Origin of the sequence: Alistipes sp. CHKCI003, from assembly GCF_900021155.1 — a bacterium.
Lineage (GTDB): Bacteria > Bacteroidota > Bacteroidia > Bacteroidales > Rikenellaceae > Alistipes > Alistipes excrementavium.
This window is the reverse complement of record NZ_FCNT01000052.1, coordinates 41,526-61,851: the sequence shown is the minus strand read 5'-3', so window position 1 is coordinate 61,851 and position 20,326 is coordinate 41,526. Positions and strand designations below refer to the sequence as shown.

Below are 20,326 nucleotides of genomic sequence, written 5' to 3'. Positions count from 1 at the left end.
CGGTCCGGACCTCACGGCGTCGAAACACACCTTTCGCCGCGGACTTCGAAGCTTTGTCTTCCACCCCGTTCCTGCACATCTTAAAAGAGGCTGTCCTGATTTGTCGGACAGCCTCTTTCCTATTCGTACTGTTATTCACGATCTTTGCCGGGCAGGCAACTCTCGGAACGACAGCCCTCCCCCTTCCGATTCGTAAAAGCGGACAAGCGAAGCATCCGCTGCGGCAAGGCCCGTGCGGCGTCCGCCGAGGACCTCCCTCCCGGCAGTCTCCCGCCGAAACTCATGGCGGAAGGAGCGCCGAAACCGAGCGGCGGCAGCGCAACGACAGGTCCGCCCCGTCAGGCCGTCTTTTCACGCCTCCTTCAGAACAGCGTCCCCTGCCCGGGATGCGCCGCCTCGCAAGCCGACGGATGGAGATTGCGCACCTCGCGGCCGGTGCGCAGTGCGCGGCGCACGGTGTAGCGTGTTCCGCCCGCCGAACCGTCGTACCACGCCACGAGCACCGAGGCGCGGTCGGCAAGATAGTCGTTGCGCCGCGCATAGCAGTCGGGGCGGTATCCGCCGCACACGACGACGCTCGCGTCCGCGCGTTCCCTCACGCGGCCGTACCGCACCTTCTCGGCGGCCGGGAAGCGGCGCTCCTGCCCTTCGAACGGGACGGCACAGACCAGCCGCACCTCCGGATACGCCTCGCGCAGCGCCAGCACGGCCTCGGCTGCCGCAAGGTCGAACCCCACGGCCATGCCGCTGATAAACACGCGGTAACCTTCGGCATAAAGCTGCCGGAGCGTCTCGGCGAGCGCCGCATCGGCCTCGCCGCAATAGGTGCGATGCCCCGTGAAAGAGACGGTTCGGGTCCGGTCGGAAAACATGGAGCAAAGATAATCCATTTGGCGCAGAGTTTGCAAGTGATCGTATCGTAACAATCACTAAAAAAAAATTCAACGACTATGAAAAACACAGGTACTTGTATCTCTTCGCTGATCGGCGGCATGCTCATCGGCTCGGTAGTGGCGCTTCTCTTCACCCCGAAAACGGGTCGGGAAATGCGCAGTCAGATCAAAACGGCCGTCAAGGACAGAGCGGACAAGATGAAGAACCGGGCAGAAGAGATGCGCGACCGGTTCGAGAAAAAGATCGAAGCGATCGAAAAGTAAGACGCCGCCGCACATGGACCGCGACAACGATTCGCGCAGCAGTTTCGTCTTTCCGCTGATCTTCTTCGTTCTGATCGCGGCGGCGGGAGGCATGCTGCTCATCACCTCCTCGGTCGTCTGGCTCGCGACGGTCATGGGATCGCTGCTCCGGGCGATGCTCATCGTCAGCGGAGCCTGCATCGTGGCGGCCGCGGCCATCTACCTCATCTGGCTGCGCCGGACCATCGTCTGCATCCGCGACCGGATCGAAACCGTCTATGAGGTGGCGCACGCCGCACGCACGGGCTATGACTGGCTGGCCGGTAAATTCCGGCTGCTTGGAGCGCTGCTCGGCGTCAGACAAGCCTACGACGTACTGAAAAAGTAGCGGACGGACCCTCGCGGAACACCCCGCTCCCGCTGAAAGAGACGGAGTGCCCGCCCGCCGCGAAAAGCCGGGAAGCCGCAGCCCCGAACAGGCGGCGCCCGCTCCCGCTGAAAGAGACGGAGCGTCCGCACGCAAGGGGCATGCCCACCGACGAGACAGGCCGGATCCTCGCATGAGGATCCGGCCTGTCTCCTTGTGCCGGTCAGCGGCCTATTTGCCGAAATAACGTTTGTAGAGTCCCTCGAAGCCCTTGCCATGACGGGCCTCGTCCTTGGCCATCTCGTGCACCGTATCGTGCACGGCGTCGAGGTTCTCCTGCTTGGCCATGCGCGCCAGACGCATCTTGTCTTCGCAGGCGCCGCTCTCGGCATTCATGCGCTTGTAGAGGTTGGTCTTGGTGTCCCAGACCACCTCGCCGATCAGTTCGGCGAATTTCGAAGCGTGCTCGGCTTCCTCCCACGCATAGCGCTTGTAAGCCTCGGCGATCTCGGGATAGCCCTCGCGGTCGGCCTGACGGCTCATAGCCAGATACATGCCCACCTCGGTGCACTCGCCCATGAAGTGATTCTGCAAGCCTTCCCACAGCTCCTTGCTGGCGCCCTTGCCGTCGCCGATCACGTGCTCCGTAACGAATTCGAGCCCTTCGCTCTGCTCCACGACCTCGACGAACTTATCCTTGCCCACTTTGCACATCGGGCACTGCTCGGGTGCCTCGGGACCTTCGTGGATGTACCCGCAGACGGTACAACGCCATTTCTTTGTTGCCATAATTTTCTGTTTTAGTTTGTGTGTGTCATATGCTGTTCCGGCGACAAAGATAACGTTTTCCGACGGAGCGGCCTTAAAAAAACGATCGTATTTTTTTATATTTCGATAAGCAAAACCTATACGGCCGCATCACGACCGCCGGTCGATCGCCCGCTCGATTTCGGGGACGCTCGCCGAATCCTTCACCAGCACGCATTTTTCGCGGTCGAGCAGATAGAGCGACGGAATCGCCCGCAGATCGTACAGCTCGCCGCCGAGGATGACGCCGCGGGGATCGCAGGCGTCGATCCATGCCGCGGGCATCCCGTCCCGGCGGGCGCGCCACGCCGAGAGGTCGGCGTCGGGATAGACTGCCAGCACGCAGAGCGTCCCGCGCTCCGTAAGCTCGTTGAGCAGGGGCGAAGCCAGCAGCTCCCCGCTGAGGCGCCGGCACATCGGACAGTCGGGATTGGCGAAGTAGAGCAGCGTATATTCGGCCCGAATGCCGTAGAGCGTACCTTCGGCTCCGGACGCGAGCCTATAGCGGAAGTCGCTCGCCGGCTGCCCCACCCTGTTGCGGAGCGCGAGCCGCAGCTCGTGCTCGGGCCGGATGCGCTCCCACCGGTCGAGCCACGGACTCGCCAGCGCCGCCCGCAGCACCGGGATGTAGAGCTCGTCGCTCCGCAGCGGCGAATTGGGGTCGCGGAGCACCCGCTCGGCGAGCATCCAGAAGTATTCGAACATCGGCCGCGACGCCGAAGCGCGGCGCATCAGCATGTCGATCGGCGCGGGATCGTCCGGCCGCACATACTGCGCCACATAGGCGGCGAAAGCACGGAGCATCTCCAGCGTATCGGCGCGCGAAAGAAAGAGCGTGTCGGCGAAGTCGAACCGGTCCCAATAATGCGTGCGCATGTAGGCGGCCCGCTCTTCGCCGGAACATCCCGCAGGCGGGCGCACCGACCGGAAAACGGCGGGCTCGGGCGCGGCGGCGGACAGCGCATCCGCCCGGGTACGGCGCCCGCCGCACGACACGACGCAGCATAGCACGAGCGCCACGACAGCCGGCCGGACCGCCCGAGAGGCGATCCGCCGCACCCGCCGCACGAGCGGCGGCAGCGCCGGAGGACATTTCATAGGCAAAAGCATTATGTGCAGCAAATATACTCATTTTCGTCCGCAAACACCGCGCCGCTCCACAGAATCAGGACCCGAGGCGGGATTTGCACGGTCCTTGCAACGCATCGTCCCGTTAAAAAACCAAATTCAAACACATTTATTATGGATGTAAAGAAAGTTACTACAAGCACGGGGTTCAAATTGAGCGTCATGACGCTGGCGATTATGAACATTACCGCCGTAGTGAGTCTGCGAGGGCTGCCCGCCGAGGCCGTCTACGGGCTTTCGTCGGCATTCTACTACCTGTTCGCCGCGATCGTCTTCCTCATTCCGACGGCCATGGTGGCCGCGGAGCTGGCGGCGATGTTCTCCGACAAGCAGGGCGGCGTCTTCCGCTGGGTGGGCGAAGCCTACGGCGCCCGCACGGGATTCCTTGCCATCTGGCTGCAATGGATCGAATCGACGATCTGGTATCCGACGGTGCTGACCTTCGGCGCGGTGTCGATCGCATTCATCGGCATGAACGAGGCGCACGACATGACGCTCGCCTCGAACAAGGTCTTCACGCTCGTCGTCGTGCTGGCCATCTACTGGATCGCCACGTTCATCGCCCTCAAAGGTCTGGGATGGGTCGGCAAGATCAGCAAATGGGGCGGCATGATCGGCACGATCATCCCCGCGGCGCTTCTGATCCTGCTCGGCATCATCTACCTCTCGACCGGCGGACAGAACCACATGGACATGTCGCAGGGCTTCTTTCCCGACCTCACGAAATTCGACAATCTGGTGCTCGCCAGCTCCATCTTCCTCTTCTACGCGGGTATGGAGATGATGGGCATCCATGTGATGGATGTCAAAAACCCGTCGCGCAACTATCCGAAAGCCATCGTCATCGGATCGCTCGTAACGGTCTGCATCTTCGTGCTGGGCACTTTCGCGCTGGGTCTGATCGTTCCGGCCAAAGACATCAACCTCACGCAGTCGCTACTGATCGGCTTCGACAACTATTTCAGGTATCTGCATATATCGTGGGCCGGGCCGATCATCGCCATCGCCCTGATGTTCGGCGTGCTGGCCGGCGTGCTGACGTGGGTGGCCGGACCTTCGAAGGGTATCTTCGCCGTGGGCAAGGCCGGCTATCTGCCGCCGTTCTTCCAGAAAGCGAACAAGAACGGCGTGCAGCGCAACATCCTGCTCATTCAGGGATGCGTCGTTACGCTGCTGGCGCTCCTGTTCGTCGTGATGCCTTCGGTGCAGTCGTTCTATCAGATCCTCTCGCAGCTCACCGTGCTGCTGTACCTCATCATGTACATGCTGATGTTCTCCGCGGCCATCGTACTGCGCTACAAGATGAAGGACACGCCGCGTCCGTTCCGTCTGGGCAAGGGCAACGGGCTCATGTGGCTGCTCGGCTGCGTCGGATTCTGCGGCGCCCTGCTGGCCTTCATCCTCAGCTTCGTGCCCCCCAGCCAGATCGCCACGGGCAGCAACACCGTCTGGTTCTCGGTGCTCGTCATCGGCTGCATCGTGGTCGTGGGCGCTCCGTTCGTGATCTACGCCATGCGCAAACCCTCGTGGAAGGACCCCGAGGCCGCCGCTCAGTTCGCCCCCTTCCATTGGGAAGAGCAGCCGGCCGCCGTGCCGGCCGACACGACGGCGAAAGCGAAGCCTTCGCCGTCGGCTAAACCTTCGTCATCCGAACTCCGCAACAAATAACCTTCCCGTCATGATACAGAAAATCACGAAACAGACGATCAAAGCCGCCATCGACGAGGCATACGCCAAATTCAAGGACGAGACGGGCGGCAAGAACGCCGATTACATACCCTATCTGGCCGGCGTGCCGTCGCAGCTCTTCGGCATCTCGGCCTGTCTGCCCGACGGCGAGGCGATCGCCGCAGGCGACACCGACTTCAAGTTCGGCATCGAATCGGTGTCGAAAGTGCCGACGGCGCTCCTCGCCATGAACCAGTACAGCGGCAAGGAGGTGCTCGACAAGATCGGCGCCGACGCCACGGGGCTGCCCTTCAACTCGATCATGGCCATTCTGCTCGAAAAGGATCACCCCTCGACGCCGCTGGTGAACGCCGGTGCGATCTCGGCCTGCTCGATGATCCGGCCCGTCGGAGACTCCGACGGCAAGTGGAAAGCGATCCGCAACTTCATCGAAGAGCTCGCGGGCTCCGGCGTGGAGGTGATCGACGAACTCTACGAATCGGAAACGGCCACCAACTTCAACAACAAGTCGATCGCGTGGCTGCTGAAGAACTACGGCCGCATCTACGACGATCCGGACATGGCGCTCGACCTCTACACGCGCCAGTGTTCGATCGGCGTTACGGCCCGGCAGCTCTCGGTCGCTGCGGCGACGATCGCGTTCGGCGGCGTGAATCCCGTAACCAAGCGCGAGGTTTTCCACCCCGAACTGGCGCCGAAGATCACGTCGATGATGGCCACCGTAGGTTTCTACGAACACACGGGCGACTGGCTCTTCCGCACGGGGCTTCCGGCCAAGACGGGCGTCGGAGGCGGCATCATGGGCGTCGTTCCGGGTGTCATGGGCATCGCTGCCTTCGCCCCGCCGCTCGACGAGGCCGGCAACTCGGTGAAGGCTCAGATGGCGCTGAGCTACATCGTCAACCGACTGCGTCTCAACATCTTCGAGCCATGCCGGTGCACGGTGGAAGGAAAAGAACCGGCCGAAGCGTAGAGGCGGCTGTCCGACGACCTCTGCCGGCACTTCGGACATTGCGGCCCTTTGCGACGCACCCGAAGAGCATGCACGGCATGAAATAGGGGCCGACAAATCTCTGTTCAATGAAAAGGGGCTGTCTAACACGTTTTAGACACCCTTTTTCATTCGTACCGCTATTCGGGAATTTTCCCAATACGCAATTTTCGGAGGGTTGAAAAAATTTGTCAGACAGCCTCATTTCCGTTTTTCGAAGCTTCGCGGACAGCTTTCCCCGATCTTTCGGACCGCGCCTCCATCCGTGCGGCGGTTACGGGCTCCTCAGCCGGAAATCCGCCGCCCGCATGCACTTCCAAGGCACAGGCGGTCAACTCCGGAGGTCTTTGTGTCGGGAAAGCGGAACCGTTTCCGCAGCCACTCCGCCGCCGGGCGGCGGGAAGCCGATCCGGACGGCTGCACGATCATCCGGTGCGCACAGCCGTCCGGTCCGCGGTTCAGATACGACCGACCCGGCCCGCGCGTCCGATTCGGACGTGCGGGTGCTGTCGGGCTCACCCGTCTCATCGCCCGTCGTCCCGCCCCTGCGGTGGAGGCGGGAATGTTCCGCGTCGTCGGCACGATTCATCGTCCGGCAGTGGGTCCGCCGTCGGTCCGGCATTCGCTGCCGTCCTGCTGCACGAACAGCGTCCGCGTCGGAAAGGCGAATTCGAGACCCGCCTCGCCGAAGGATTCGAGGATCGCCATGTTCATATCGGACATCGCTTTCAGAATATCGCCCTGTTTTTCGATGTAATAGTAAAAAGTGATGTTGAGCGACGAATCGGCGTACTCGGAAAAATAGGCCGTAATATCCGACGGATTGCGGGAGACGTTTTCGACCTTCGCCGGCAGAGAGCGCAGAATATCCAGCGCCTCGGCCATCTTCCGGGCCGTCGTATCGTAGGTCAGCCCCAACTTCACCGTAACCCGCCGCATCGGTTCGGAGGAGATGTTGACGATCGAGGCGTCCGTGATCTTGTAATTCGGGTAGCTGGTGATGCGCCGGTCGTAGCCCAATATCCGCGTACTGCGCATCCCGACATCCACCACCGTACCCTCCATGCCGTTCACGTTGATCGTGTCGCCGATGCCGAACGGTTTGTCGGTGAAGATCGTGATCGCCCCGAAAATGTTTTTCACCGTATCCTGTGCGGCCAGCGCGAAGGCGATGCCGCCGATGCCCAGCGTTCCCCACAGGGCATTTATATCGACGCCGACATTGCTCAGAGCCGTTACGGTGCCGATGATCCAAACGAGTACCAGCACCGTCCGTTTGACCACGGGCGTCATTTTCTGGAAGTGTCCGTCCGACTTCTGCCCCCAATATCTCTGGAGCAACGCTCCCGAAAGACGCGCGAGGACCCACGTAACATCCAGCACGATCAGGATGCGGTAGGCATTGTCCACGTACTTCACCAGATCGTCCGGGTAGACCAGACGGTGAATGGCGATCCAGATACCCAACAGCATCACGGCGAATTTCAGAGGCGGCTCCAGCGAATAATAGACGATGTCGTCCACCCCCGTACGGGTGCGCCGCACGAGCGGTTCGAGGAATTTCCGGCTCAGAAAAGAGATCAGTTTCACGACCACGAACGCGCCCAGCACGAAGAGCAGGGAGATGATCCATGTCTGCACGGAATTTCCCAAGATTTCATATTCCATCATAGTTCCGACCATTTAATCGTATCCGTCATCCGGAGTGCCGCGCCTGCGGTCCGTGCGGCCGGTGCCCGGAACGGCACCGGTCTCCGCCGCATGGGTGCGGAACACTTTTCCCCGGGCGAAAACTCAACTTCTGTGCCTTTGGAAAAGATTTTGCACTTCACGACACGATAAATTAGCAAAGCGATGGAACTGACGATCCATAAATCCCGCAAAAAAGCGTTCGTTTTCATCGTCGCGGGAATCGCCGCAGGGGGCGCCGCAGGGCCGGTCATGCGCTGCGCCCGCGACACGGCGGCGGGCTGGTGTCTGATTCTGACGGCCGTTTTCACGCTGTTGTACGGCATCAGCACCCTCTGCGACCGCAGCCCCTATCTCATCCTCACCGAGCGCGGCATTCTGGAGACCCACACCCTCGGCGAGGAGATCGAATGGGAAGCCGTTCTCCGAGCGGACGACTTCTACTTTCGGGGACAGGATTGGGTGCGGCTTCTGCTCGACCGCAACGACAAGCCGCAGTTCATGCGCCCGTCGATGTTCCGTCGGTTCGACCGGCTGTACGATTCGAAAGGGCTGAAAGCCGTTTATATCGGCACGCTGGGGCTGGAGTTCGACTCCGCCCGGCTGACCGCGCTGATCCGGGAGATGATCGCCGCAGCCCCGCAGCAGCGGACCGGACTGCTGCAAGCGGCGAAGCAGCGCGGCGGACGCAGCCGAAAGGGTTGAGCGCAGCGTCGTGCACTGCCGGACGCCCTCCGCATGCGGCGGCAGACGACCTCCCCGGCCCCGCACAGGACCGGCATCCGCCGTTCGCCGGCTCAGAGTCGAGGCGACGGCACTGCTCGGAAAAACGACGCCGAACAGAAAACGGCACTCAGCGGAAAAGCGACATCGCACGACAGCATGCGGGAAGACGAATGCCGGCGAAAAGCGACAAGCCCGCAGGCACCCGGAAAACGAGCCGGAAAGAATAAGACGTTGCAGCGGCGAATCGCGATTCGCCGCTGCAACGTCTTAGACGGGCAGGAACGGTAAAACACACGAGACATCGAGTGCAGGACGAGGGGGGGGGCTGTCCGACAAGTTTTTTCAACCCTCCGAAAATTGCGCATTCGGAAAAGTTCCCGAATAGCGATACGAATGAAAAAGGGGTGTCCGAAACGCGTCAGACAGCCCCTTCGCTGCGATACCGGAAACGACGAAACCGTTCACCCGCGCGGCACACGGGTCTCCGCACTCTTTCGCCGGAACCGACCTACAACACCTCGTTCTGCACGCTGCGGAACAACTCCACATCCTCCGCGGGCGACTGCATCACATAGGTATGCGCCTCCGCGACCTTCGCCTCGGCCAGCTTGCAGAAGACCCGCGCCGACTGCACGTACTCGTCCGATTCGCCGGCCTGACGGGCCAGCAGGTAGGTGATGATGATGTGTCCGGCGGTCTCCACCAGCCGGCGGGCATGGAAGTCCTTGTATCCCGCGCACTCCTTTTCGAGCGTCTCGACACGGGCGTTCATCTCTTCGAACTTCGCCGTCAGCTCGCGCATCTTCGCCGCCACGGGCTGCATCGCGTCGCTGTACTGCGCCTCTTCGTAACGGCGGATCTGTTCGAGGAACGTACCCTTCGTTACGGCGTTGATCGCCGCCACGACCTGCAACTGCGACGTACCCTCATAGATATTCATGATGCGGGCGTCGCGGTAGAGGCGTTCGCACGCATAGTCCTTCATGAATCCCGAGCCACCGTGAATCTGGATGGCATCGAACGCCAGCTGGTTGGCATACTCCGACGAGAACAGCTTCACGAGCGGTGTGAAACCGTCGGCCAGCCGGTTGTAGAACTTCATCTCCTGCCGCTCGTCGGCTTCGAGCGCACGTTCGCGGGCAATGTGGCCGTATTGCTTGTAGATCTCCACGAAACGTGTGGTCTCGTAGAGCAGCGCACGGGCGCCCTGCAACTTGGCCTTCATGTTCGAAAGCATCTCCGCGACGGCCGCGAAGCGGATGATCGGCTTGCCGAACTGGGCGCGTTCGTGCGCATATTTGAGCGCCTCGCGGTAGGCGGCCTCGCACAGGCCCACCGACTGCGCGCCGATCCCCAGACGGGCGGCGTTCATGAGCGACATCACGTATTTGATCAGACCCATCTTCCGGTCGCCGACCAACTGTGCGGGGGCATTGGTGAAGACCAGTTCGCAGGTGGGCGATCCCTTGATGCCGAGCTTGTTCTCGATGCGGCGCACCTTCACGCCGCCGTCGCGCTTGTCGTAGACGAGCATCGACAGACCGCGCGCGTCGGTCGTCCCCTCCTCCGTGCGTGCCAGCACGAGCGACACGTCGCCGTCGCCGTTGGTGATGAAACGCTTCACGCCGTTCAGGAGCCACGTCTGCCGCCCCTCGTCCCACGTCGCCCGGAGCATCACGGCGCCGAGGTCCGAACCGGCATCGGGTTCCGTGAGGTCCATGGCGCAGGTCGCACCGGCCGACACCCACGGCAGGTATTTGGCTTTGAGCTCCTCCGAGGCGAACTCGTTGAGCGTCTCGGCGCAATCCTGCAAACCCCAGATGTTCTCGAAGCCGGCATCGGCGCGCGCCACCATCTCGTTGGCCATCACGAAGCAGACGAGCGGGAAATTCAGACCGTCGTACTTGCGCGGCAGCGTCATGCCGCTCAGACCCGCATCGACGATCGCCTGAAGGTTCCGCACCGTACCCGAAGCGTACTCCACCCGGTCGCCGACCACGCGCGGACCTTCGTGGTCCACGCCTTCGGCATTCGGTGCGATCACCTCGCCGCAAACCTCGCCCGCGATGTCCAACACGCGGCGGTAGGAGTCCATAGCGTCCTCGAAATTCTGCGGCGCGAAATCGTAAAGGTCCTTCTCGGCGAATCCGCGCTCCTTGAGCTCCACGATCTTGCGCATCATCGGATGCCGGAGGTGGAACTGCAAATCCTTGTTATCGGTAAAGAAATTAGCCATTACTTCGAATTTTGTTTGTAGTACTTAATCATCTTGGGGATCACGTCGTTCACGTCGCCCGTGATCGCATAGTCGGCGATCTTGCAGATCGGAGCCTCGGGATCGGAGTTGATCGAGATCACCATCGACGACTGGTCCATGCCGGCCGTGTGCTGAATCTGCCCCGAGATGCCGCAGGCGATGTAGAGTTTCGGGCGCACCGTTACGCCCGTCTGGCCGATCTGGCGCGCATGGTCGGCGAATCCGGCATCCACCGCGGCGCGGCTCGCACCCACCTCGGCGCCCAACACCTCGGCCAGCTCGTGCACGAGGCGGAAGTTCTCCTTCGAACCCATGCCGTAACCGCCCGCCACGATCACGCTCGCGCCCTTGATGTTGATCCGGCGCTCCTCGATCTGGCGGTCGACGATCCGCACCGCAAGATCCGTATCCTTCACGAACCTGCGCCAGTCGATCGCCTTCACCTCACCGGCATGGGGCCTTGCGGCCTCCTCCTTGCGCATCACGCCCTCGCGCACGGTGGCCATCTGCGGACGGTGATCGGGGTTGACGATCGTGGCGATGATGTTACCGCCGAAAGCCGGGCGGATCTGGTACAGCAGATTGGTGTAGCCCTTGCCCGTTTTGGGATCGGCATGGTCGCCGATCACGAGCTGCGTGCAGTCGGCCGTGAGGCCGCTGTGCAGCGCCGACGACACGCGCGGCGCGAAGTCGCGCCCCACGGGCGTGGCGCCGAAGAGCACGATCTGCGGTTTCTCCTGCTCCACGAGGCCGCACATTACGGCCGTGTGGGGCAGCGTGCGGAACGGGGCGAAGATCTTATCGTCGGCCACCCACACCGTGTCGGCACCATAGCGGGCCAGCTCCTTTTCGAGCCCTGCGAGGCGTTCGCCGATCGCCACCGCTTCGAGTTTCACCTTCAGCGTATCGGCCAGCTCGCGGCCCTTGGTCAGCAATTCGAGGCTCACGTCGGCGACGGCCCCGTTTTCGAGTTCGATATATACGAATATGTTGTTCATGTCTGCCAAAGTAAGTTATTATCCGAGCGTGTGGCTCGCAATGAGTTCGACCATGAGTGAGCTGATGTCGCAGTCCGCGGCCGTGAGTCTTTTCGACTCCTTAGCCTGAAAGACGACGTTCTCGATCTTCTTCACCTTCGTCGGCGAACCGGCCAGTCCGAGCTGCTGCGGATCGGGATCGACGTCCGCCGCAGACCACTCGACGATGTGCAGATACTCCTTCGCGGCTGCGCGGCGGGCGGCTTCGGAGTCGGGCGCCGCGGCCATCTCGGAAGGCGTGAGGGCGAATTTATACTTCATCACGCGGCGGGCGTTGCGCGGCCGGCATTCGGGTGCCGAAGCGTTGACGGTCAGCACCATCGGAACGGGACACTCGACCGTTTCGGTACCGTGGTCGAGGCGGCGCTTGACGACGATCGAGTTCTCGTCGAGCTTCACGACCTCCTCGGCATAGGTTACTTGCGGAAGTCCGAGTTTCTCGGCCACCTGAGGTCCCACCTGCGCCGTGTCGCCGTCGATGGCCTGACGGCCTGCGACGATCAGATCGGGGGCGATCCGGCGCAGCGCGCACGAGAGCGCATAGGAGGTGGCGAGCGTATCCGAACCGGCGAACTCGCGGCCCGAAAGCAGATAGCCGCCGTCGGCGCCGCGGAACATCGCGTCGCGGATGATGTCGGCGGCACGCGCGGGGCCCATGGTCAGCACGTGCACCGCAGCGTCTCCGGCCAGCTCCTTGATGCGGAGCGCCATTTCGAGCGCATTCAGATCTTCGGGATTGAAGATCGCAGGCAGCGCCGAGCGGTTCACCGTGCCCTCGGGGGTCATGGCGTCCTTGCCCACGTTGCGGGTATCGGGCACCTGCTTTGCCAGAACGACAATGTTGAGTTGTTTTTTCATATCTTAAATCAAATTCCTAAAAATAGCATATTCCAAATCATTACCGGCAACCGTCCGGCGCATGCGCATCGCCGTGAAAAGCCGCGGGCCCGCGCGCACCGGCGGTCTTCGCCGCATCCTCCGGCACATCCGCCCGACAGGCTCACGACCGCACCGATGCGAACCGGCAAGGCGCCGCCGAACGGATTCAGCCGCACAAACCGCCCTTCGGACAGGGCTCCCGGACCGGACTGCTCCGGACCGCTCCGCTGCGCGTCCGCCGCCCCGATGTCGGGACGAGGGGCGCACGACCGTCCCCACCGAACGCCTCCGGCATTCCACGCGCCTCCGGCATCCTTCCCGCGGTTCTCCGCTCTCCGCGAGCGCCGGGGCCGGCGCTCGCGGTATCTTTATCCGTGTTTCTGCGCCCCCGCACCGATCTTTTCCGGACCGGCCCTGCGAGCTTCTGCGGCCCCGGCACCGGCCTCTCTCCGAACCGGTATCCTCTGCGTCTCCGCACCCGAACCGCCGCCCCTTCGGAACTACCGGCTCAACCGGGATTTCTGCGGACCGGACTGCCGCATCCGTAATCCCGGCATCCCCGGCACTTCTGCGGCCCCGGCGCAGCCGCCAGAAGGCCGGAGCGCGGTGCCGACCGAGCCGCCGGCAGACGCAGCGGTCGCTTCGGGGCAGGGTACGCAAACCGACGACGCCTCGTGCACAGCGGAACGGAACTCCGCTTCGGCCGGAACGGACCGGCGCCGATGTCGAATCGCCGGCCGCCCGTCCCGCAGGGTGCGAAACGCGCCCTCGGCCGGTCTATCGCACGACCGTCTCCGAACGGTCGGGGCCGACCGAAATGATCTTCACGGGCACGCCCGTCTCGTGTTCGATGAACTCCACGTAGGTCTTGAACTCGGCGGGAAAATCCTCGTAGCGCGCAATGCGGCGCAGGTCGCATTTCCAGCCTTCGAACTCCCTGTACACGGGTTTCAGACCGCCGTCGATCGCATAGGGGAACTCGTCGGTCCGTTCGCCGCCGATCTCGTAGGCGGTCGCCACTTTGATGGTATCGAAATCGTTCAGCACGTCGGACTTCATCATGATGAGCTGCGTAACGCCGTCGATCATGATCGCATATTTGAGCGCCACCAGATCGAGCCAACCGCAACGGCGTTCGCGGCCCGTAACCGCTCCGTATTCGTGGCCCAGATCGCGCAGCCGGGCTCCCGTCTCGTCGAACAGCTCCGTGGGAAACGGTCCGCTGCCTACTCGGGTGCAGTAAGCCTTGAAGATGCCGTAGACTTCGCCGATGCGGTTGGGCGCCACGCCCAGCCCCGTACAGGCACCCGCACAGACCGTATTGGACGACGTAACGAAGGGATACGAACCGAAATCCACGTCGAGCAGCGTCCCCTGAGCGCCTTCGGCCAGAATGCTCCGCCCCTCCGCCAGCGCACGGTTGATCGCATACTCGCTGTCGATGATCGGGAAACGCCTGAGGTATTCCACCGCATCGAACCAGCGGCTTTCGAGCTCCGCGATGTCGTATTCGAACCCCAGACTGCGGAGAATCGCCTCGTGGCGGGCCTTGGCCCGTGCATAGACGTCTCGGAAATCGGGCCGCAGCAGATCGCCCACACGCATGCCGGTGCGGCTCACCTTGTCCGTATATGCCGGACCGATGCCCTTGCCCGTGGTGCCGATCTTCGAACTGCCCTTGGCGGCCTCGTAAGCCGCATCGAGCATGCGGTGCGTCGGCAGGATCAGATGCGCTTTTTTCGAGATGCTGAGCTGCCGCGCGAGGTCGTGGCCGCTCGCGGCGAGCGCCTCGGCCTCCTCGCGGAAAAGAACGGCGTCGAGCACCACGCCGCTGCCTATGATGTTCTGCTTGCCGCCCTGAAAAATACCCGACGGAATCGAGCGCAGGATGTATTTCTCACCGTTGAATTCCAGCGTATGACCGGCATTGGGACCGCCCTGAAAACGTGCCACGACCTCGTAGGAAGGGGTCAGCACGTCGACGACCTTGCCTTTGCCTTCGTCTCCCCATTGCAGTCCGAGGATGACGTCCACTTTTTTCATGTGTACAAAACGTAATTTAATGCAAAAGACATTTTTTGCATCCAAAGATAGGCATTTTTATCCTAAAAAACCAACGAAACGCGCGCATTGTTTAGGGCCTCGGCGAAAACGCGGCGTTTCCTGCGGGTCGGCACACCCTTCCTCCAACGCAAAAAAACGGTTTCCCGACACATCCGACGCCGGTCCGCGACAACGCTTCGCGGCAGACGGCGGGACCTCTGCCGATTCGCAGCCATCCGGAATATCCGGACCGGCCATCGGATCGCAAGATACGCCCCGTACATGCCGGCTCCGCCCCCACCGACGAATCCGCCGTCCTGCGTAAAGCCCGCGCCGGCAGCCGGATAGCCCGGCCGTCGAGACACTCCGCGGCGCATGCGGGAAGAGCGGCTCCGAAACGCAGGCGGCCCTTCATCCCGCCAAAGGGCCGGTATGTGCCGCGCGAAGACCTGTTCGCTTTTGCGTCCGCAACATCCGGAAGCTCGTTTTTCCGATCTCGTGTTACGGCCGGAAGAGAAAAAGTTCTTTTACAGTCCCCGTCGCGAACCTCGAAATCTTAACTCTCGCGTAACGCCTTTACCTTAATATTATTTCTCCGACGGTTCCGGGCTCCCGCCTGCCGGACGGACGTCTCGGCACACTGTCGCCGCCCACGCCCGCATCCGCCGCCACGCGCAGCGAGACCGCCCCGGGGCTCTACGCCCCGCAGTACGCCCCGCGCGGCACACCGGCGGCGGTGCGAACGGCCGCGACCACGGAGAACGCCAGTCGGAGAGCTCCTCCGCGCCGAAACGGAGGCCGCACCACCCGCAGCGGACGGACCTCGTCCACACTTCCTCTTCAACGGCCGCGCCCCCGCCGGTACGAAATCCGACAGGGGCGGTTCCCGAATCCCGGAGGCTTGCCTGCATTCTCCCATCATCCGGGCAGCGAAAACCCATCCTCCGGCCGCGCACCGCACGGAAACGCCTTGCCCGGCGCACCGGGCAAGGCATGCGGAAGCCGGACCGGTACGCAATTCGATCGTTCCGTATCGGGAAGGTCCGGCCGGTCAGATGTCCACGTCGTCGTCCGTCCGCTCGGACATCTCGGAATTGCCGTCGTCCTGAATCTCGTCGGCACCTTTGATTTCGTCGTCGTAGTAGTCCTTCTCCTCGTCGTCGGGTCTGTGCTCGTCGATCTTGACATCAATCTTGACAAGGTAGGCGACCTCTTCCGTATCGAACGGAACGGCATAGAAAAAGCCGCCGTTGGGCTTGTCCACCCGCATCATCGCCTCGGTGAATCCCAGCGGATATTGTTGTTTGACCGCCTCCTGAAGTTCGGCGGACAGATTGTGGAAACTGGTAACTATATGCTTCTTCGCCTTGTTTGGTGTAGCCATGTTCGTGGAAATGTGCTGAAATTTTCTGCAAGTATACGTAAAATTTGCCTACTGCGCCAAATCCGCAAAAAAATTTTGCAATTTTTTCATTTTTCGGCCTCGTTCGGGACAAAATATGTATCTTTACCCATGAATATATATGCGATATGATCCGCGACAGAATCGAGGAGCTGCGACGGCAGCTCGAATATCATAACCGTAAATATTACGTCGACAACGCACCCGAAATCTCCGATTTCGAATTCGACGCCCTGATGCGCGAACTGCAGGAGTTGGAGCGCGCACACCCCGAGTACGCCGACCCCAACTCCCCCACGGCACGCATAGGCAGCGATCTGACGGCCGAGTTCGCAAGCGTCGCACACCGCTTCCCGATGCTCTCGCTGGGCAACACCTACTCGCTCGACGAACTGCACGAGTTCATCGGCCGCATCGAGAAGGAGGTCGGGCGGACGGAGTTCGTCTGCGAGCTGAAGTTCGACGGCACGGCCATTTCGCTCACCTACGAACACGGACGCCTGCTGCGCGCCGTTACGCGGGGCGACGGCACCGCGGGCGACGACGTTACGGCCAACGTCCGCACGATCCGCACCGTGCCGCTGCGGCTGGCGGGCGACGACTGGCCCGACTACTTCGAAATCCGCGGCGAGATACTCATGCCCTACGCCTCGTTCGACCGCCTCAACGCCGAGCGCGAAGCCGCCGGCGAGACGCTCTTCGCCAATCCGCGCAATGCGGCGGCCGGCACCCTCAAGCAGCAGTCGTCCGCCGTGGTGGCGCGGCGCGGACTGGACTGCACGCTCTACCAGCTCGCGGGCGACGAGCTGCCCTACGACTCGCACTGGGAGAATCTGCAAAAGGCCCGCCGGTGGGGCTTCAAGGTCTCGGACGCCATGCGCATCTGCCGCGATGCGGCCGAGATCGACGCCTACATCGGACATTGGGACGCGGCGCGCCGCACGCTGCCCTTCCCGACGGACGGCGTGGTGGTCAAAGTCAACCGCTATGCCGACCGCCGGGCGCTGGGCTCCACGGCCAAAGCCCCGAAGTGGGCCGTCGCCTATAAATTCAAGGCCGAGCAGGCTCTCACGCGGCTCGTCGGCATCGACTTCCAAGTGGGCCGCACGGGAGCCGTTACGCCCGTAGCGAACCTCGAACCCGTGCAGCTGGCCGGCACGACCGTCCGGCGGGCCACGCTCCACAATGCCGAGCAGATCGCGCTGCTGGACGTGCGGCCGAACGACATGGTTTACGTCGAGAAAGGCGGCGAGATCATCCCGAAAATCACGGGCGTGGAACTCTCGCTGCGCCCGGCCGGCAGCCGGCCCTTCGAGTACATCGACCGCTGTCCCGTCTGCGGCACTCCGCTGGTGCGCTACGAAGGCGAGGCCAAGCACTATTGTCCCAACGCGAGCGGCTGCCGGCCTCAGATTCTGGGCCGCATCGTCCACTTCATCCGCCGCAAGGCGATGGACATCGACGGATTGGGCGAGGAGATCGTTACCCGGCTCTTCGACGAGGGGCTCATCCGCAACGCCGCCGACCTCTACGACCTCAGCTCCGATCAGATCGCCCGGACCCGCATCGTTACGAAAGGCACCGAAAAACAGGCGCGCAAACTCATCGAGGTCATCGAAAAGGGCGGCCGTTCGAAAAACCGGATCGTCGATGCGCTCGTGGAGCGGGGCGTCGTCGCGGACGCCGCGGAGATTCCGCAGCTGCCCCTCGAAACGATCATGGAGGTAGATCTGGAAAAGGAGATCGGCGCGAAAACGGCCGACCGGATCATCCGGAATCTGGAGCGCTCCCGCGAGGTTCCGTTCGACCACGTGCTCTTCGCCCTCGGCATTCGCTTCGTGGGCGAGACGACCGCCAAATATCTGGCGGCCCACTTCGGATCGCTCGACGCACTGATGGCCGCATCGCGCGAGGAGCTGGTCGAAGCGGACGAGGTCGGAGAGAAGATCGCGGACGGCATTCTCGACTTTTTCGCCGACGGGCGGAATCTGGCGATCATCGAGCGGCTGAAAAAGGCCGGGCTGCAATTCCGGTCGGAAAAACGGGAACCGGCTTCGGCGGCGCTCGCGGGGAAACGCCTCGTGATTTCGGGCCGGTTTTCGCGCAGCCGCGACGAAATGAAAGCGCTCGTCGAACGCCACGGCGGCAAGAACCTCTCGGCCGTTTCATCCGGCACGGACTATCTGGTAGCCGGCGAAAAGACGGGTCCCGAGAAGTTGAAAAAAGCGGAAAAATACGGCGTCCGGATCATCTCGGAATCGGAGTTTTTCGACCTGCTGGCGCCGGCGCAACAGACGGGCCCGGCCGTAGCTGCCGGAGCGGCGAACTCGCCGGAGCCGAAGGCCGCCGAGCCGGAAGCGGCGGATCGGGAGACGCCCGCAGCAGCCGGATCGGAGCCCGCGCAGGAGCGGAAGCCGCGGCAGCCGGTCGCGCAGGCCGGGCCGGAAGCCGCGGCGGAGAAAACGCCCGCGCCGTCCCCGGCGACACGTGAGGCGTCCGCACCGACCGGCGAGACTCCGACGCAAGGTTCGCTGTTCTGAGCGCCGCCGTGCGTTTTCCAGCTCCCGCCGGGCCGATCCCGAACCGGAGAGGGAAGCGCCGAGGCGGGAGCACGGCCGCAGCAGGCAGGCGCCCCGCCGCGGAACGGCACCCGCCGGACGACTGCTCCGGCACGCCAAAACATGCGGCCGACACACACGGCCGCCGAGCCGGACGATTATAGTACGAATCAAACAACACAACTCGCTTGATATGTTGAAACACAAACTTTCCGGCGTAGGAGCCGCCATGATCACCCCCTTCACATCCGACGGACGGGTGGACTACGAAGCGCTCGCCCGCATGATCGACTACGTGATCGAGGGCGGCGCGGACTATATCGTCGCGCTGGGCACCACGGCCGAGACCCCGACGCTCTACATGCCCGAACGGGCCGTGATCGCCATGTTCATCTCGAACCAGATCGCGGGCCGCGTACCGTTGGTGATGGGTTGCGGCGGCAATTCGACCTCCGAGGTGCTCGATCAGCTCCGCGAATTCGACCTGCGCGGCGCCGACGCCATCCTGAGCGTTACGCCCTACTACAACAAACCCTCGCAGGAGGGGTTGTACCAGCATTTCCGCACCGTCTCGGAGCACTCGCCCGTGCCCGTGATCCTCTACAACATCCCGGGCCGCACGGGGGTCAACATGACGGCCCGGACCACGCTCCGGCTGGCGGCGGACTTCCCGAACATCGTCGGCATCAAGGAGGCGTCGGGCGACATCGAGCAGATCCAGCAGATCATCGACCGCCGGCCCGAGGGATTTCTCGTCCTCTCGGGCGACGATGCGATGGCCATCGAACTGATGCGGCGCGGCGGCGACGGTGTGATCTCAGTGGCGGTGAACGCCTTTCCCGAGCGGTTCATGCAGTGCATGAACCGGGCGAAGGCCGGCGATTTCGCCGCCGCGGACAAAGAGTACGAAGCGCTGGCCGAAGCCGTGCAGGCGCTCTTCGCCGAGGGCAATCCCACGGGCGTGAAATGCGCGCTGGCAGCGATGGGCCGGATCGGCAACACGCTGCGGCTGCCGCTCGTACCGGGTTCGAAAGCGCTGGAAGAACGGCTCCGAAAACTGATCGCGGAATACGATTTGCGCTGATTTCGCGTTATTGCTACCGAAAGCGGCGCGCCGTTCGGCGCGCCAACTCCCCGGGAGCTGCCGCCCGGCATGCTCCCCCGTGCGGCACGGGGAGCATCAATTCGCAGAGCCGCCCCGCGACCGGTGCATACGGTCCCGGAGCAGACGCGGAAGTGGCATCCGGGACACAGGCGGCGAAGAGCCGCAAAACAGGCGGCGGAGAACGTGCGGAAGACGACGGAGAACGACGCCGGAAATACGCGGCATGTACGGATATTCGTACTGTACATGCCGGAAATTCCGGATGCCGGAGCTCGCATCGGACGCCGGTCGTCGGGCCCGCGGGCCGCATCCGCAAGTCCGCTCCGCCCCCCGACCGCCTACGGCGGACGAACGCGCCCGCACGCGAGCGGATTGCCGGACCGCACGTCCGACACTCCGGGGGAACGGGTCCGTCTCGTCGTGCCGTGCGCAAAACCGAACGCAAGTACGGGTTTTGCCGGGGGGGGGAGGAAAGCAAGCGAACGAACCGGATCCGTCCACGCTATCCGGCG

Annotated in this window: 16 protein-coding genes; 7 read left to right on the top strand and 9 right to left on the bottom strand. The window is 62.9% G+C overall.

Annotation, left to right across the window (positions count from 1 at the left end):
* Positions 1–362: 362 nt before the first annotated feature.
* On the bottom strand, positions 363–890 hold the full coding sequence (locus BN3659_RS06590; RefSeq protein ID WP_224757857.1) for an SLOG family protein: 528 nt from the start codon (positions 888–890) through the stop codon (positions 363–365).
* Between the two features lie 60 nt (positions 891–950).
* Between BN3659_RS06590 and BN3659_RS06585 the strand changes: the two genes are divergently transcribed.
* Positions 951–1,157, top strand: a complete 207-nt coding sequence (locus BN3659_RS06585; protein WP_091535493.1) for a YtxH domain-containing protein — start codon at positions 951–953, stop codon at positions 1,155–1,157.
* A 13-nt stretch (positions 1,158–1,170) separates the two neighbouring features.
* Positions 1,171–1,524 carry a hypothetical protein gene (locus tag BN3659_RS06580; protein ID WP_091535491.1) on the top strand — a complete coding sequence of 118 codons (354 nt, stop codon included), beginning with the start codon at positions 1,171–1,173 and terminating at the stop codon, positions 1,522–1,524.
* Positions 1,525–1,734: 210 nt separating this feature from the next.
* Here BN3659_RS06580 and BN3659_RS06575 read toward each other — a convergent pair whose 3' ends face one another.
* A complete protein-coding gene (locus BN3659_RS06575; RefSeq protein WP_091535490.1) occupies positions 1,735–2,292 on the bottom strand; it encodes an NADH peroxidase in 558 nt (185 codons plus the stop codon).
* A gap of 129 nt (positions 2,293–2,421) precedes the next feature.
* Positions 2,422–3,408 (bottom strand): DUF5106 domain-containing protein, encoded by a 987-nt coding sequence (locus BN3659_RS06570; RefSeq protein ID WP_091535488.1) that lies wholly within the window; start codon positions 3,406–3,408, stop codon positions 2,422–2,424.
* Positions 3,409–3,552: 144 nt separating this feature from the next.
* On the opposite strand from BN3659_RS06570, the gene gadC reads away from it, so the two are divergent.
* A complete protein-coding gene (gadC, locus tag BN3659_RS06565; protein ID WP_091535487.1) occupies positions 3,553–5,106 on the top strand; it encodes a putative glutamine/gamma-aminobutyrate antiporter GadC in 1,554 nt (517 codons plus the stop codon).
* 10 nt (positions 5,107–5,116) lie between these two features.
* Entirely contained in the window at positions 5,117–6,100 is a 984-nt protein-coding gene (gene glsA / locus BN3659_RS06560; protein ID WP_091535485.1) for a glutaminase A, read from the top strand.
* A 603-nt stretch (positions 6,101–6,703) separates the two neighbouring features.
* Here glsA and BN3659_RS06555 read toward each other — a convergent pair.
* The gene (locus tag BN3659_RS06555) at positions 6,704–7,789 is read right to left on the bottom strand and encodes a mechanosensitive ion channel family protein (RefSeq protein WP_091535483.1); all 1,086 of its coding nucleotides are present in this window, start codon (positions 7,787–7,789) and stop codon (positions 6,704–6,706) included.
* Positions 7,790–7,972: 183 nt separating this feature from the next.
* On the opposite strand from BN3659_RS06555, the gene BN3659_RS06550 reads away from it, so the two are divergent.
* Positions 7,973–8,512 (top strand): STM3941 family protein, encoded by a 540-nt coding sequence (locus BN3659_RS06550; RefSeq protein WP_091535481.1) that lies wholly within the window; start codon positions 7,973–7,975, stop codon positions 8,510–8,512.
* Positions 8,513–9,041: 529 nt separating this feature from the next.
* Here the strand turns inward: BN3659_RS06550 and BN3659_RS06545 are convergent.
* From BN3659_RS06545 to BN3659_RS06525, 5 genes are all read right to left on the bottom strand, one after another.
* A complete protein-coding gene (locus BN3659_RS06545; RefSeq protein WP_091535479.1) occupies positions 9,042–10,769 on the bottom strand; it encodes an acyl-CoA dehydrogenase family protein in 1,728 nt (575 codons plus the stop codon).
* Positions 10,769–11,788: an electron transfer flavoprotein subunit alpha/FixB family protein gene (locus BN3659_RS06540; protein ID WP_091535478.1), complete on the bottom strand. Its 1,020-nt coding sequence runs from the start codon at positions 11,786–11,788 to the stop codon at positions 10,769–10,771. The genes BN3659_RS06545 and BN3659_RS06540 overlap by 1 nt, the downstream gene beginning before the upstream one ends.
* An 18-nt stretch (positions 11,789–11,806) precedes the next feature.
* Entirely contained in the window at positions 11,807–12,685 is an 879-nt protein-coding gene (locus BN3659_RS06535; protein WP_091535477.1) for an electron transfer flavoprotein subunit beta/FixA family protein, read from the bottom strand.
* 798 nt (positions 12,686–13,483) lie between these two features.
* A complete protein-coding gene (locus tag BN3659_RS06530; RefSeq protein WP_091535476.1) occupies positions 13,484–14,749 on the bottom strand; it encodes an adenylosuccinate synthase in 1,266 nt (421 codons plus the stop codon).
* Between the two features lie 1,051 nt (positions 14,750–15,800).
* Entirely contained in the window at positions 15,801–16,133 is a 333-nt protein-coding gene (locus tag BN3659_RS06525; RefSeq protein WP_091535475.1) for a hypothetical protein, read from the bottom strand.
* 146 nt (positions 16,134–16,279) lie between these two features.
* Here BN3659_RS06525 and ligA point away from each other — a divergent pair, with 146 nt between their 5' ends.
* On the top strand, positions 16,280–18,691 hold the full coding sequence (ligA, locus tag BN3659_RS06520; protein WP_216092796.1) for an NAD-dependent DNA ligase LigA: 2,412 nt from the start codon (positions 16,280–16,282) through the stop codon (positions 18,689–18,691).
* Between the two features lie 211 nt (positions 18,692–18,902).
* A complete protein-coding gene (gene dapA, locus BN3659_RS06515; protein ID WP_091535474.1) occupies positions 18,903–19,793 on the top strand; it encodes a 4-hydroxy-tetrahydrodipicolinate synthase in 891 nt (296 codons plus the stop codon).
* Positions 19,794–20,326 lie beyond the last annotated feature (533 nt).

Excerpts from the sequence above, each read along its gene's own strand:
- BN3659_RS06590 (WP_224757857.1), bottom strand. The coding sequence starts at position 890 with ATGGATTATCTTTGCTCCATGTTTTCCGACCGGACCCGAACCGTCTCT.
- BN3659_RS06585 (WP_091535493.1), top strand. The coding sequence starts at position 951 with ATGAAAAACACAGGTACTTGTATCTCTTCGCTGATCGGCGGCATGCTC.
- BN3659_RS06580 (WP_091535491.1), top strand. The coding sequence starts at position 1,171 with ATGGACCGCGACAACGATTCGCGCAGCAGTTTCGTCTTTCCGCTGATC.
- BN3659_RS06575 (WP_091535490.1), bottom strand. The coding sequence starts at position 2,292 with ATGGCAACAAAGAAATGGCGTTGTACCGTCTGCGGGTACATCCACGAA.
- BN3659_RS06570 (WP_091535488.1), bottom strand. The coding sequence starts at position 3,408 with ATGAAATGTCCTCCGGCGCTGCCGCCGCTCGTGCGGCGGGTGCGGCGG.
- gadC (WP_091535487.1), top strand. The coding sequence starts at position 3,553 with ATGGATGTAAAGAAAGTTACTACAAGCACGGGGTTCAAATTGAGCGTC.
- glsA (WP_091535485.1), top strand. The coding sequence starts at position 5,117 with ATGATACAGAAAATCACGAAACAGACGATCAAAGCCGCCATCGACGAG.
- BN3659_RS06555 (WP_091535483.1), bottom strand. The coding sequence starts at position 7,789 with ATGATGGAATATGAAATCTTGGGAAATTCCGTGCAGACATGGATCATC.
- BN3659_RS06550 (WP_091535481.1), top strand. The coding sequence starts at position 7,973 with ATGGAACTGACGATCCATAAATCCCGCAAAAAAGCGTTCGTTTTCATC.
- BN3659_RS06545 (WP_091535479.1), bottom strand. The coding sequence starts at position 10,769 with ATGGCTAATTTCTTTACCGATAACAAGGATTTGCAGTTCCACCTCCGG.
- BN3659_RS06540 (WP_091535478.1), bottom strand. The coding sequence starts at position 11,788 with ATGAACAACATATTCGTATATATCGAACTCGAAAACGGGGCCGTCGCC.
- BN3659_RS06535 (WP_091535477.1), bottom strand. The coding sequence starts at position 12,685 with ATGAAAAAACAACTCAACATTGTCGTTCTGGCAAAGCAGGTGCCCGAT.
- BN3659_RS06530 (WP_091535476.1), bottom strand. The coding sequence starts at position 14,749 with ATGAAAAAAGTGGACGTCATCCTCGGACTGCAATGGGGAGACGAAGGC.
- BN3659_RS06525 (WP_091535475.1), bottom strand. The coding sequence starts at position 16,133 with ATGGCTACACCAAACAAGGCGAAGAAGCATATAGTTACCAGTTTCCAC.
- ligA (WP_216092796.1), top strand. The coding sequence starts at position 16,280 with ATGATCCGCGACAGAATCGAGGAGCTGCGACGGCAGCTCGAATATCAT.
- dapA (WP_091535474.1), top strand. The coding sequence starts at position 18,903 with ATGTTGAAACACAAACTTTCCGGCGTAGGAGCCGCCATGATCACCCCC.